This window comes from Bradyrhizobium sediminis (genome assembly GCF_018736105.1).
Lineage (GTDB): Bacteria > Pseudomonadota > Alphaproteobacteria > Rhizobiales > Xanthobacteraceae > Bradyrhizobium.
Genome location: NZ_CP076135.1, coordinates 4314200 through 4327172, shown reverse-complemented (window position 1 = coordinate 4327172; position 12973 = coordinate 4314200). Strand labels below are relative to the sequence as shown.

The 12973-nt window shown below is 64.8% G+C and carries 12 protein-coding genes; 10 read left to right on the top strand and 2 right to left on the bottom strand.

What is annotated here, in order from left to right; all coding sequences use genetic code 11:
- The first annotated feature begins 3 nt into the window (after positions 1-3).
- The 8 genes from KMZ68_RS20670 to KMZ68_RS20635 all read left to right on the top strand — a co-directional run bounded on the left by KMZ68_RS20670 (position 4) and on the right by KMZ68_RS20635 (position 8388).
- On the top strand, positions 4-1569 hold the full coding sequence (locus KMZ68_RS20670) for a tripartite tricarboxylate transporter permease (protein ID WP_215613010.1): 1566 nt from the start codon (positions 4-6) through the stop codon (positions 1567-1569).
- A gap of 120 nt (positions 1570-1689) precedes the next feature.
- Positions 1690-2676, top strand: coding sequence for a tripartite tricarboxylate transporter substrate binding protein BugD (locus KMZ68_RS20665; RefSeq protein ID WP_215613009.1), 987 nt, complete (start codon positions 1690-1692; stop codon positions 2674-2676).
- Between the two features lie 173 nt (positions 2677-2849).
- Positions 2850-3644 carry a thymidylate synthase gene (locus KMZ68_RS20660; protein ID WP_215613008.1) on the top strand — a complete coding sequence of 265 codons (795 nt, stop codon included), beginning with the start codon at positions 2850-2852 and terminating at the stop codon, positions 3642-3644.
- Between the two features lie 74 nt (positions 3645-3718).
- On the top strand, positions 3719-4171 hold the full coding sequence (locus KMZ68_RS20655) for a dihydrofolate reductase (protein WP_249779660.1): 453 nt from the start codon (positions 3719-3721) through the stop codon (positions 4169-4171).
- A gap of 157 nt (positions 4172-4328) precedes the next feature.
- Positions 4329-5471, top strand: coding sequence for an FtsH protease activity modulator HflK (gene hflK, locus KMZ68_RS20650; protein WP_215613006.1), 1143 nt, complete (start codon positions 4329-4331; stop codon positions 5469-5471).
- Positions 5468-6367: a protease modulator HflC gene (gene hflC / locus KMZ68_RS20645; RefSeq protein WP_215613005.1), complete on the top strand. Its 900-nt coding sequence runs from the start codon at positions 5468-5470 to the stop codon at positions 6365-6367. Before hflK ends, hflC begins: the two co-directional genes overlap by 4 nt.
- 144 nt (positions 6368-6511) lie before the next feature.
- Positions 6512-6712: a DUF2065 domain-containing protein gene (locus KMZ68_RS20640; protein ID WP_215613004.1), complete on the top strand. Its 201-nt coding sequence runs from the start codon at positions 6512-6514 to the stop codon at positions 6710-6712.
- Between the two features lie 164 nt (positions 6713-6876).
- Positions 6877-8388 carry a Do family serine endopeptidase gene (locus KMZ68_RS20635; RefSeq protein ID WP_215613003.1) on the top strand — a complete coding sequence of 504 codons (1512 nt, stop codon included), beginning with the start codon at positions 6877-6879 and terminating at the stop codon, positions 8386-8388.
- Between the two features lie 115 nt (positions 8389-8503).
- On the opposite strand, the gene KMZ68_RS20630 is transcribed toward KMZ68_RS20635, so the two are convergent.
- Entirely contained in the window at positions 8504-8773 is a 270-nt protein-coding gene (locus tag KMZ68_RS20630) for a nucleotidyltransferase family protein (protein ID WP_371741359.1), read from the bottom strand.
- 117 nt (positions 8774-8890) lie between these two features.
- Complete coding sequence (gene serB, locus KMZ68_RS20625) at positions 8891-9784, bottom strand: phosphoserine phosphatase SerB (protein WP_215613001.1); 894 nt, start codon at positions 9782-9784, stop codon at positions 8891-8893.
- 5 nt (positions 9785-9789) lie between these two features.
- On the opposite strand from serB, the gene miaA reads away from it, so the two are divergent.
- Together miaA and KMZ68_RS20615 are read left to right on the top strand one after the other, a co-directional pair.
- A complete protein-coding gene (gene miaA, locus KMZ68_RS20620) occupies positions 9790-10722 on the top strand; it encodes a tRNA (adenosine(37)-N6)-dimethylallyltransferase MiaA (protein WP_249779431.1) in 933 nt (310 codons plus the stop codon).
- Between the two features lie 467 nt (positions 10723-11189).
- The gene (locus tag KMZ68_RS20615; RefSeq protein WP_215613000.1) at positions 11190-12965 is read left to right on the top strand and encodes an acetolactate synthase 3 large subunit; all 1776 of its coding nucleotides are present in this window, start codon (positions 11190-11192) and stop codon (positions 12963-12965) included.
- The last annotated feature ends 8 nt before the right edge of the window (positions 12966-12973 follow it).

Sequence of the window (12973 nt, the reverse complement as noted above, 5' to 3'; positions counted from 1 at the left end):
GTGATGGGAGATATCTTTTCGAACCTTGGTCTCGGCTTCGGCGTCGTATTCCAGTTGGTGCAGTGGACCCCCGCCTTCCTCGGCGGCATGTCGATTCCCATCCCCGTCAACATTCTGCTCTGCCTGATCGGTGCGCTGGTGGGCACACTGGTCGGCGTGCTGCCGGGCATCGGCACCATCGCCACGGTGGCCATGCTGTTGCCGATCACCTTCGGTCTGCCGCCGGTCGGCGCGCTGATCATGCTCGCCGGCATCTACTACGGCGCTCAATATGGCGGCTCGACGACCTCGATCCTGGTCAACATTCCGGGCGAGGCGGGCTCCGTGGTGACCGCGCTCGACGGCTTCCAGATGGCCAAGCAGGGCCGGGCAGGCCCGGCGCTGGCGATCGCCGCGATCGGCTCGTTCTTTGCGGGTTGCGTCGCTACCGTGCTGATCGCGGTGCTGGGTGCGCCGCTGACCAAGCTCGCGCTGGCGTTCGGGCCCGCCGAATATTTCTCGCTGATGGTGCTCGGCCTGATCTTCGCCGTGGTGCTCGCCAAGGGATCGGTGCTGAAGGCGATCGCGATGATCGTGTTCGGGCTGCTGCTGTCGATGGTCGGCTCCGACATCGAGACCGGCGCGTCGCGGATGTCCTTCAACATCCCGGAACTCGCGGACGGCCTCGGCTTTGCCACCGTCGCGATGGGTCTGTTCGGCTTCGCCGAGATCATCCGCAATCTCGATGCCGGCGGTGAAAGCGACCGCGAACTGGTGCAGCAGAAGGTCACGGGCCTGATGCCGACCAAGAAAGACATGATCGATTCCACACCGGCGATCCTGCGCGGCACGGTGCTGGGATCGATCCTCGGCATTCTGCCGGGCGGCGGCGCGGTCATCGCCTCGTTTGCGGCCTATACCATGGAAAAGAAGCTGTCCAAGAATCCGTCGCGGTTCGGCCGCGGCGCGATCGAGGGGGTGGCGGCGCCGGAAAGCGCCAACAACGCCGCCGCCCAGACCTCGTTCATTCCGCTCTTGACGCTCGGCATTCCGCCCAATGCGGTGATGGCGCTAATGGTCGGCGCCATGACCATCCACGGCATCGTGCCGGGCCCGCAGGTGATGCAGAAGCAGCCCGAACTGGTCTGGGGCATGATCGCCTCGATGTGGGTCGGCAACCTGATGCTGCTGATCATCAACCTGCCGCTGGTCGGGATCTGGGTGCGGTTGCTGCGGGTGCCGTATCGCCTGATGTTCCCGTCCATCGTGATCTTCTGCGCGATCGGCATCTATTCGGTGAACAACGCGCCGATGGACGTGGTGCTGGCCGGCATATTCGGGCTGCTCGGCTATTGGTTGATCAAGCACGATTTCGAGCCGGCGCCGCTGCTGCTCGGCATGGTGCTCGGACCCCTGATGGAAGAGAACCTGCGCCGGGCGCTGTTGATCTCGCGCGGCGACTGGACGGTGTTCGCAACCCGTCCGCTTTCGGCGGCGCTGATGGCGATCGCTGCGTTCCTGCTGGTGATGGCGGTATTGCCGTCGCTGCGCAAGAAGCGCGACGAGGTGTTCGTGGAGTCCGAGAGCTGACATGCGTCAAAGCGCAGCATCCCGAAGTCCAATCGACTTCGGGATGCCGGGTCGTCTAATGTAGGTGTCGGTCGCTCGTGCCGGTATCGCGGTAATGGGCTTTTTTTTCGGAGAACATTGATGAACTGGTATGGTCGGTTGCTGGCAAGCGGTGGACTGATTGCGCTTGCCGGGGGCAGCGCGCTTCCCGCCCAGGCCCAGGCGCAAGGCTACCCGACGCGTTCCATCACCATGATCGTGCCGTTCGCGGCCGGCGGGCCGAGCGATGTCATCTCACGCATCGTTACCGGGCATATGGCGCAGACGCTGGGCCAGAGCATCATCATCGAGAACGTGGTCGGGGCCGGCGGCACCACCGCGACCGCCCGCGCCGCGCGCGCCGCCAACGACGGGTATACCCTGATCACCGGGCATATGGGCACCCACGCGGCTTCGGTGCCGCTGTATCCCAAGCTCGCCTATCATCCGGAAAAGGATTTCGAGCCGGTCGCGCTGCTGGCCGGGACCCCGATCCTGATCCTGGCACGCAAGGATTTCCCGCCCAAGGATCTCAAGGATTTCGTCACCTACGTGAAAGCCAATGTCGAAAAGATCAATGCGGCGCATGCCGGCATAGGCTCGGTCTCGCACGTGTCGTGCCAGCTCCTGAACTCGGTCCTCGACATCAAGCCGGTCGGCGTTCCCTTCAACGGCACAGGTCCCGCTATGAATGCGCTGGTCGGCGGTCAGGTCGATTATATGTGCGACCAGATCGTCAACGCCGTGCCGCAGATCAAGGGCGGCACCATCAAGGCCTATGCGGTGGCAACGCCTGCGCGCAATCCGTCCTTGCCCGACGTTCCGACCACCACGGAGGCCGGCCTGCCGGCGTTCCAGGCCCAGGCCTGGAGCGCGATCTTCGCGCCGAAGGGAACTCCTCCCGAGGTGATCGCCAAGCTCAACGCGGCGGCGGTCAAGGCGCTCGACGATGAAAACGTCCGCAAGCGCCTGTTCGATCTCGGCAGCGTGATCCCGGCGACGGCCGAACGCACGCCGGAAGCGCTGGCGGCGCTGGTGAAGAGCGAAATCGCCAAGTGGACGTCGGTTCTCAAGCCCGCAACCAACTGATTGCGCTCGGCGAAGCCGTTTTGAGGGCAGGGGACGGAGCGTCCCTGTTCCCCTTGCCTTAAGCCGGCCAGATCCTCATTTTTCCGGGTATAATCTAAGCATCCGGCCGAGTCGGCACTGTCGACCGGTCGGACCGCCCGCTAAGACTTGGCCTTCCCGGGATCCGCAACGCCATGAATCAGTACCACGACCTGCTCGAACGGATTCTCTCTGACGGCGCGGAGAAGCACGACCGCACCGGCACCGGTACGTTGTCGATCTTCGGCCATCAGATGCGCTTCAACCTGGCCGCCGGTTTCCCGATGCTGACCACCAAGAAGCTGCCGCTGAAATCGATCGTGCACGAACTGCTGTGGTTCCTCAAAGGCGACACCAACATCAAATACCTCAAGGACAACGGCGTTTCGATCTGGGACGAGTGGGCCGACGCCAACGGCGATCTCGGCCCGGTCTATGGATCGCAGTGGCGATCGTGGCCGGCGCCGGACGGGCGCCGCATCGACCAGATCTCCAATGTCATCGACATGATCCGGCGCAATCCGGATTCGCGGCGCCTGATCGTCAGCGCCTGGAATCCGGCCGACGTCGACAAGATGGCGCTGCCGCCCTGTCATTGCCTGTTTCAGTTCTATGTCGCCAACGGCAAATTGTCGTGCCAGCTCTATCAGCGCTCCGCCGACGTGTTTCTCGGCGTGCCCTTCAACATCGCTTCCTATGCGCTGCTGACGATGATGGTCGCGCAGGTCACGGGCCTGAAGCTCGGCGACTTCGTTCACAGCTTCGGCGACGTTCATCTTTATTCGAACCATCTCGATCAGGCCCGGCTGCAACTGACGCGTCCGACGCGGCCGCTGCCCACCATGAAGATCAATCCCGACGTGAAGGACATCTTCGCCTTCCGCTACGAGGACTTCGTGCTCGAAGGCTACGACCCGCACCCGCATATCAAGGCCGAGGTCGCGGTGTGACCGCGACGGCCCGACCGGAAGTCGTCCTCATCGTCGCGGTCGCCGAGAATGGCGTGATCGGCGCGCATGGCGCGATGCCATGGCGGCTGAAGTCCGACATGCAGCGCTTGAAGGCGATGACGATGGGCAAGCCGGTGGTGATGGGCCGCAAGACCTTCGCCTCGCTGCGCCGGCCGCTGCCCGGACGGACCAACATCGTCGTTACCCGCGATGCCGGCTTTCGCGCCGAAGGCGCGGTGGTGACGACGTCGTTCGCCGCCGCCCGCGCGGTCGCGACCGGCGACGCGCTGCGGCGTTTAGCCACTGAGATCGCCGTGATCGGCGGCGCCGAAATCTACGCGCAATGGATGCCGTGCGCCGACCGTCTGGAAATCACCGAAGTCCATGCCCGGCCCGAAGGCGATACGTACCTTCCAGCCATCGATCCGGCCGATTGGGAAGAGGTCGCGCGCGTGCGGCATCCGGCCGGGCCGGACGACAGCGCCGACACCTCCTATGTGACATATCGCCGGCGAAAGCCGCATTAACTCCATTCGGCAATGTTTGCATTGACAATTACCGGCCCGGGCATAGCTCCTTCGAGCCAACAAGCCGCGTTGTAAGGGCCGGGGCGGTCCCCTATAAAGCCGGGCAGATATTGCGGGGCCGGGCGTCTTTGCCCTTAGGCCCGCGAAGGAGACGTCGATGCCGTGGAAGAATCAAGGCGGAGGCCCGTGGGGCTCCGGTCCGAAAGGGCCATGGGGCTCCGGCCCGCAATCGGGTGGGCCGAGGCCGCCCGATCTCGAGGACCTTCTGCGTCGCGGCCAGGACCGCCTGCAGCAGCTGCTGCCGGGCGGGTATTTCAGCGGCATGGGCGTCGCGATCATCCTGCTCGCGGCCGTGGTGATCTGGGGACTGTCCGGATTCTTCCGCGTCCAGTCCGAAGAACTCGGCGTGGTGCTGCGTTTCGGCAAGCATGTGCGCACGGTGCAGCCGGGCTTGAACTATCACCTGCCGTACCCGATCGAGACCGTGCTGCTGCCGAAGGCGCTGCGGGTCTCCACCATCAACATCGGCATGAACCTGATCGAGGATCCGGCGCGGCGCGGCAGGACGATGCGCGACGTGCCGGAAGAGAGCCTGATGCTGACCGGCGACGAGAACATCGTCGACGTCGACTTCACCGTGCTGTGGCGGATCAAGCCGGACGGCGTCGGCAATTACCTGTTCAACATCCAGAATCCCGAAGGCACCGTGAAGGCGGTGGCCGAAAGCGCGATGCGCGAGGTGATCGGCCGTTCCAACATCCAGCCGATCCTCACCGGCGCCCGCACCACCACCGAGGCCGGCGTGCAGGAACTGATGCAGAAGACGCTCGACAGCTACGGCTCCGGCATCCTGATACAGCAGGTCCAGATGCAGAAGGTCGATCCGCCGGCGCAGGTGATCGACGCGTTCCGCGACGTGCAGGCGGCGCGCGCCGACCTCGAGCGGCTGCAGAACGAAGCGCAGACTTATGCCAACCGCGTCGTTCCCGACGCGCGCGGCCGTGCCGCGCAGATCATCCAGGTCGCCGAAGGCTACAAGGAGCAGGCGGTCGCCGAGGCCAAGGGCCAGAGCGCGCGCTTTCTGAAGGTCTACGACGAATACAGGAAGGCGCCCGACGTCACGCGGCAGCGCATCTATCTGGAGACGATGGAGCGCATCCTCGGCAATGCCGAGAAGCTGGTCTATGACGGCGGCAATTCGTCGTCCGGGCAGAGCATCGTGCCGTATCTGCCGCTGAGCGAGCTGTCGCCGCGGCGTCAGGCCGCGCCAACCCAACAGCAGGGCGGAGCCGCAAGATGAGATCCGGTATTACAGGTATTGTCTCGCTGATCGTGCTGTTTTTCGTCGTGATCGTCGGCTACAGCTCGATGTTCACGGTATCGCAGACCGAACAGGTGCTGGTGGTGCGGCTCGGCGAGCCGGTGCGGGTCGTCACCGAGCCGGGGCTGAACTTCAAGGCGCCGTTCATCGATACCGTGATCAGTATCGACAAGCGGATCCTCGATCTGGAAAACCCGTCGCAGGAAGTGATCGCGTCGGACCAGAAGCGGCTCGTGGTCGACGCCTTCGCCCGCTACCGCATCAAGAACGCGTTGCGGTTCTATCAAAGCATCGGCTCGATCCAGGCCGCCAACATCCAGTTGACGACGCTGCTCAACGCCGCGCTGCGCCGCGTGCTCGGCGAGGTCACCTTCATCAATGTCGTGCGCGACGAGCGCGAAAACCTGATGGCGCGGATCCGCGACCAGCTCGACAAGGAGGCCGACGGCTACGGCATCCAGGTGGTCGACGTGCGGATCAGGCGCGCCGATCTGCCGGAGCAGAACAGCCAGGCGGTCTACCAGCGCATGCAGACCGAGCGGCAGCGCGAAGCCGCCGAGTTCCGCGCCCAGGGCGGCCAGAAGGCGCAGGAGATCAGGTCCAAGGCCGATCGCGAAGCCACCGTCATCATCGCCGACGCCAATTCGACCGCCGAGCAGGTGCGCGGCGCCGGCGACGGAGAACGCAACCGGCTGTTCGCCGAGGCCTATGGCAAGGACCCGGATTTCTTCGCGTTCTACCGCTCGATGACCGCCTACGAGACCGGGCTGCGCAGCAACGATACCCGCTTCCTGCTGCGTCCGGACTCCGACTTCTTCAAGTTCTTCAGCAATTCGTCGGGCAAGCCGCCGGTGGCGGCCGCGCCGAAGCCGTAACGCTGCTGGAGCAAGATCAGGGCGAAGCGGATGCCGCTTCGCCCTGCCGAAGCGTTTTCAAACACAAGGATGGCCTCGATTCCGTTTCGATCGGAACCGGGGCTCCAAAACCAAGAACAACGTCAAACGGGAGGTTCCAGTCCGATGAGGTCCATTGCGTTCGCCGACTTCCTCATCGGTCTGGGCATTCTGTTCGTGCTTGAGGGCCTCTTGTTCGCGGCCAGCCCGGCCTGGATGCGCCGGGCCATGAAGAGCGCGCTGGAGACCCCGGACAACATTCTGCGCGTCGTCGGCATCGGATCGGCGGTCGCCGGCCTGATCCTGATCTGGTTCGTCCGGCGCTGATTGTCGCGGTCGGGACGGGCAGAAAATCCTGCCACAACAACGCGATCGTGAGCGATTGGCGTCGGTTTTTCGCCGGAATGTCCGGCTCAAATGCTTGCGCCAGAGCCCGGTTCGGGCGCACTGTGGCGGCCAAATCCCGACCCGCTTTATAGAGAGACGCTGATATGACCGGTGCGATTCGTTGCCAGAGCCGTCGCTTTCGTCCCCTGGTGGCCGCAATCTGCCTTGGCGCCGCAAGCTTTCTTTCCGCGCCGGCTTTGGCGCGGGGCCCCGACGGCATCGCCGACGTCGCCGAGAAGGTGATCGACGCCGTCGTCAACATCTCGACCTCGCAGACCGTCGAAGCCAAGAGCGGGTCTTCCGGCGGCGACAGGGGCGCGATGCCGCAACTGCCGCCCGGCTCGCCGTTCGAGGAATTCTTCGACGACTTCTTCAAGAACCGCCGCGGCGGCCCGGGAGGCGGTTCCAAGGGCGGCGAGGCCCAGCCGCGCAAGACCAACTCGCTCGGCTCCGGCTTCATCGTCGACACCGCGGGTATTGCCGTGACCAACAATCACGTCATCGCGGACGCCGACGAGATCAACATCATCATGAACGACGGCACCAAGATCAAGGCCGAGCTGGTCGGCGTCGACAAGAAGACCGATCTGGCGGTGCTGAAGTTCAAGCCGCCGGCGAAGCCGCTGGTCGCGGTCAAGTTCGGCGATTCCGAAAAGCTCCGGCTCGGCGAATGGGTGATCGCGATCGGCAATCCATTCAGCCTCGGCGGCACGGTCACCGCCGGCATCGTCTCGGCGCGCAACCGCGACATCAACTCCGGCCCCTATGACAGCTACATCCAGACCGACGCCGCCATCAACCGCGGCAATTCCGGCGGCCCGCTGTTCAACCTCGACGGCGAAGTGGTCGGCGTCAACACGCTGATCATCTCGCCGTCGGGCGGCTCGATCGGCATCGGCTTTGCGGTGCCGTCGAAGACCGTGATCGGCGTGGTCGATTCGCTGCGGCAGTTCGGCGAGCTGCGCCGCGGCTGGCTCGGCGTCCGCATCCAGCAGGTCACCGACGAGATCGCCGAAAGCCTCAACATCAAGCCCGCGCGCGGCGCGCTGATCGCCGGCGTCGAGGAAAAGGGCCCGGCAAAGCCCGCCGGCATCGAGCCCGGCGACGTCGTCGTCAAATTCGACGGCAAGGACATCAAGGAACCGAAGGACCTGTCGCGCGTGGTGGCCGGCACCGCGGTCGGCAAGGAAGTCGATGTCGTCATCATTCGCAAGGGCAAGGAAGAGACCCGCAAGGTCACGCTCGGCCGGCTCCAGGACGACAAGGCGGTGCAGGCCTCGGCCAAGACCAAGGAAGAGCCGGCGGAGAAACCGGTGACGCAGAAGGCGCTCGGCCTCGATCTTGCCACCCTCAGCAAGGATCTGCGCACCCGCTACAAGATCAAGGACAGCGTCAAGGGCGTCATCATCACCGGCGTCGACAACGCCTCCGACGCCGCCGAAAAGCGGCTCAGCGCCGGCGACGTGATCGTCGAGGTCGCGCAGGAGTCGGTCGCCAACGCCGCCGACATCAAGAAGCGCGTCGATCAGCTGAAGAAGGACGGCAAGAAGTCGGTGCTGCTATTGGTGTCGAACGCCGAAGGCGAACTGCGGTTCGTGGCGCTGAGCGTGCAGTAGGGGCGCGCGCACCGTCTTGAGGTCAAGCTTGAAGGTGGCGCCGTCGAATCCTGCCGAGAAATCGACCGCGAGTTGGATATGGTGCAGGATATCGCGAAGGGCAGTGTCGAGCGACTTAGAAGGCATAGATTGCGTCAGCCGTCGCAGCGGGGCGGACGTAGGGTTTGAGGCCGTCGCGGTTCACCACGTCGACGGGACCATCAAACAGGCTCGCGATATAATCCTTGAGACCTACATAGTCGAACACGGTGAGATGCGCGTCCGGATCGATCTCGACCATGATGTCGACATCGCTGCCAGGACGGCTGTCGCCGCGCGCCACCGAGCCGAACACGGCCGCCCGCCGCACGCCGCGCGCACGGAGATCAGGTTCGGATCGACGCAAGGTTTCAAGAGCTTCGTTACGGTTCATGATTGAATTATAGCACGAAATCCCGGCTGGCGGGAGGGAGCGGATTGCGCCCCCGATAAGGTCCCCAACGCAGGACGGTTGGCATCGAACCTATCCCCCCACGAACTCGTCCCGCCGATAGCCCTGCGCATACAACAACGCCGTGAGATCGCCGTGGTCGATCCTTGCCGCCGCGGCCGCGGCGACCGCGGGCTTGGCATGATAGGCGACGCCGAGGCCGGCGGCCTGGATCATGCCGAGGTCGTTGGCGCCGTCGCCGGTGACCAGGGTGTCGATCTCGTCGAGATCGAAGGACTCGCGCAGCTCGATCAGGGTGGCGAGCTTGGCGGCGCGGCCGAGGATCGGCTCCCTGACTTCGCCGACCAACTGGCCGTCCCGGGTCAGCAGCTGATTGGCGCGGTTCTCCTGAAACCCGATCGCCGCCGCCACCGCTTTGGTGAACAGCGTGAAGCCGCCCGAGATCAGGCAGGTCCAGGCGCCGTGGGCACGCATGGTCATGACCAGCTCGCGGCCGCCCGGCGTCGGCGTGATGCGTTTCTTCAGCACCTCCTCGACCACGCTGACGGGCATGCCCTTCAGCAGCGCGACCCGCTCGCGCAATGCCGGCTCGAACTCGATTTCGCCGCGCATCGCGCGTTCGGTGATCGCGGCGACGTGCGGCTTCAGGCCGACGAAATCCGCCAGCTCGTCGATGCATTCCTGGCCGATCATGGTGGAATCCATGTCGGCCAGAAAAAGCTTCTTGCGCCTGGCCGTCCGAGGCTGCACGACAATGTCGATCGGCAAATCGCCGCGGGCCTCGCGCAGGCGGTTCTCGATGACCCGGGTATCGTGGCGGCCTTCGAAGGGGATATCGACGGCGACTTCGTCGGACAGCCATTGCGGGGCGCCGGCCGAAGGCAGAACGGCGCGCGCGCCGTCGACCACGGTGGAGTCGAGCGCGGGGTTGGCGGGATTGCAGATGAGTGTGGCGACGAGAGACATTTGACGTGAATTCACCTGACGACAGCAAGGCCGTGCTTATCGCAGGGCCGACCGCCAGCGGCAAGTCGGCGCTCGCGCTCGAGCTTGCGCAAAAAACCGGCGGCGTCGTCATCAATGCCGATTCCATGCAGGTGTATCGCGATCTGCGTATCCTCACCGCGCGTCCGACGCCGGAAGAGGAAGCGCAGGTTCCGCACCGGCTCTATGGCCATGTCGACGCCGCGGTGAATTTTTCCGCCGGCGCCTGGGTAGCCGATGCCGCCAGGGTGCTGGCGGAGGCGCGCGCGGAAAATCGCCTTCCGATCTTCGCCGGCGGCACCGGCCTGTATTTCAAGGCGCTGACGTCAGGGCTGTCGGCGGTGCCGCCGATCCCCGCCGAAATCCGCGACAGCGTGCGTGCGCGGCTGCAGCGCGATGGCGTCGAGGCGCTGCATGCCGAACTGACGCGACGCGATCCGGCGTCGGCCGAGCGCCTGAAGCCGCGCGACCGCACCCGCATCGCCCGCGCGCTCGAGGTGGTCGAGGCGACCTCGCGTTCGCTGACCGACTGGCATCGCGACGGTCTGCCGCCGCTGTTGCCGCCGGGTCAATTCCGCGCGCTGTTTCTCGCGCCCGATCGCGATCAGCTCTATGCGCGGATCGATACACGCTTCGATGCGATGCTGAAATCGGGCGCGCTGGAGGAGGTCGCGGCATTGGCGGCGCGGCAGCTCGATCCGCTGCTGCCGGCGATGAAGGCGCATGGCGTGCCGGCCCTGATCCGGCACCTGGCCGGCGAGATCAGCCTGGAAGAGGCGGCCGTGACCGGCCGCGCCGATACCCGGCACTATGCCAAGCGGCAATTCACCTGGTTCAGGCACCAATTGCCGGAATTCGAGTGGGTGCGGCCGGAGCAGGCGGGGGAGTGGCTCTCGGCAGTCGTTCCGGGGCGCGCATAGCGCGAACTACGATGTGCAATTGCACATCGGAGAATCTCGAGATTCCCCGGTGCGCAATTGCGCACCTGAGGGCTGGTCCTTCGGACCATCCCGGAATGACGGGGTGGGAAGGGGCCCGCATGGCTGCGTGCCGCATTTTCGCTCTCGCCCGGGGCAAAAAACCCCGCTAAGCTGCAAATCTGCGTCGATTGCCGCCCGTGGCTTGACTTTTCAGGCTTGGGCAGTATGTTCCGCGCAACCTTTGGGAAGTCCGAGCCGCCGAATGCGTAATATTATTACCAAACTCCTTATCGTCGTCGTACCCAGGCGCACCGCCGGGGATGGCTAAGGCCATCCACATTCGGGCGGTGTGCATGGGGCCTCTTGGGCCCCTTTTTATTTTCCCAAGTTCTTTTCCCAAGACCCAGCTGAAGAACACAGACCCAAACTGAAGCAAGCCGCTGGCAACAGCGCATCCGGAGCAAGCCATGAGCGATACCAGCCACGATCCGAACCAGATGACGGGAGCCGCCATGATCGTGCGCGCGCTGATCGATCATGGCGTCAAGCATATCTTCGGCTACCCCGGCGGCGCGGTGCTTCCGATCTATGACGAGCTGTTCCAGCAGAGCGATGTCGAGCACATCCTGGTGCGGCACGAGCAGGGCGCCGGCCACGCCGCCGAAGGCTATGCGCGCTCCACCGGCAAACCGGGCGTAGTGCTGGTGACCTCAGGTCCGGGCGCCACCAACATGGTGACGCCGCTGGCCGATGCGCTGATGGATTCGATCCCGCTGGTCTGCATCACCGGGCAGGTGCCGACGCACCTGATCGGCAACGACGCGTTTCAGGAATGCGACACCGTCGGCATCACCCGGCCCTGCACCAAGCACAACTGGCTGGTGCGCGACGTCAACGATCTCGCCAAGGTGCTGCACGAGGCGTTCTACGTCGCCTCCAGCGGCCGGCCCGGTCCGGTGGTGGTCGACGTGCCAAAGGACGTGCAGTTCGCGGTCGGCACCTATCACCCGCCGCGCAAGTCCGACGTTCACGTCTCCTATACGCCGCGGATCAAGGGCGACGCCGCGCAGATCCGCAAGGCGGTGGCGCTGATGGCCTCCGCCAGGCGTCCGGTGATCTACTCCGGCGGCGGCGTCGTCAATTCCGGCCCCGAAGCCTCGAAGCTGCTGCGCGACCTGGTCGAAGCCACCGGCTTTCCGATCACCTCTACCCTGATGGGGCTCGGCGCCTATCCGGCCTCGGGCAAGAACTGGCTCGGCATGCTCGGCATGCACGGCACCTACGAAGCCAACATGACGATGCATGATTGCGACGTCATGCTGTGCGTCGGCGCGCGCTTCGACGACCGCATCACCGGCCGCACCGATGCGTTCTCGCCGGGCTCCAAGAAGATCCACATCGACATCGATCCGTCCTCAATCAACAAGAACATCCGCGTCGACGTCCCGATCATCGGCGACGCCGCCAACGTGCTGGGCGATCTGTTGCAGGTGTTCAAGGCCGAAGCGAAGAAACCCGACATCCGGCCGTGGTGGCAGGAGATCGCGAAGTGGCGCGCGCGCAATTCACTGTCCTACAAGAAGAACAACGACGTCATCCTGCCGCAATACGCCATCGAACGGCTGTTCGCGATGACGCGCGGGCGCGATACCTACATCACCACTGAAGTCGGCCAGCACCAGATGTGGGCGGCGCAGTTCTTCGGCTTCGAGGAGCCGCATCGCTGGATGACCTCGGGCGGTCTCGGCACCATGGGCTACGGGCTGCCGGCGGCGGTCGGTGTTCAGGTCGCCCATCCCGACAGCCTCGTGATCGACATCGCCGGCGACGCCTCGGTGCAGATGACGATGCAGGAGATGTCGACGGCGATCCAGTATGAACTGCCGATCAAGATCTTCATCCTGAACAACCAGTATATGGGCATGGTCCGGCAGTGGCAGCAGCTGCTGCACGGCAACCGGCTGTCGCACACCTATTCGGAAGCGCTGCCGGATTTCGTCAAGCTCGCCGACGCCTTCGGCTGCGTCGGTCTGCAGGCGATCAAGCCCGGCGATCTCGACGGCGCGATCAAGGAGATGATCGATATCAAGCGCCCGGTGCTGTTCGATTGCCGGGTGGCGGCGCTGGAGAACTGCTTCCCGATGATTCCGTCCGGCAAGGCGCACAACGAAATGCTGCTGCCGGCGGAAGCCAACGACGAAGCCACCGCTGCCGCCTTTGCCGGCGGCAAGGCGCTGGTATGAGGGTGGGC

Excerpts from the sequence above, each read along its gene's own strand:
- KMZ68_RS20670 (WP_215613010.1), top strand. The coding sequence starts at position 4 with ATGGGAGATATCTTTTCGAACCTTGGTCTCGGCTTCGGCGTCGTATTC.
- KMZ68_RS20665 (WP_215613009.1), top strand. The coding sequence starts at position 1,690 with ATGAACTGGTATGGTCGGTTGCTGGCAAGCGGTGGACTGATTGCGCTT.
- KMZ68_RS20660 (WP_215613008.1), top strand. The coding sequence starts at position 2,850 with ATGAATCAGTACCACGACCTGCTCGAACGGATTCTCTCTGACGGCGCG.
- KMZ68_RS20655 (WP_249779660.1), top strand. The coding sequence starts at position 3,719 with ATGCCATGGCGGCTGAAGTCCGACATGCAGCGCTTGAAGGCGATGACG.
- hflK (WP_215613006.1), top strand. The coding sequence starts at position 4,329 with ATGCCGTGGAAGAATCAAGGCGGAGGCCCGTGGGGCTCCGGTCCGAAA.
- hflC (WP_215613005.1), top strand. The coding sequence starts at position 5,468 with ATGAGATCCGGTATTACAGGTATTGTCTCGCTGATCGTGCTGTTTTTC.
- KMZ68_RS20640 (WP_215613004.1), top strand. The coding sequence starts at position 6,512 with ATGAGGTCCATTGCGTTCGCCGACTTCCTCATCGGTCTGGGCATTCTG.
- KMZ68_RS20635 (WP_215613003.1), top strand. The coding sequence starts at position 6,877 with ATGACCGGTGCGATTCGTTGCCAGAGCCGTCGCTTTCGTCCCCTGGTG.
- serB (WP_215613001.1), bottom strand. The coding sequence starts at position 9,784 with ATGTCTCTCGTCGCCACACTCATCTGCAATCCCGCCAACCCCGCGCTC.
- KMZ68_RS20615 (WP_215613000.1), top strand. The coding sequence starts at position 11,190 with ATGAGCGATACCAGCCACGATCCGAACCAGATGACGGGAGCCGCCATG.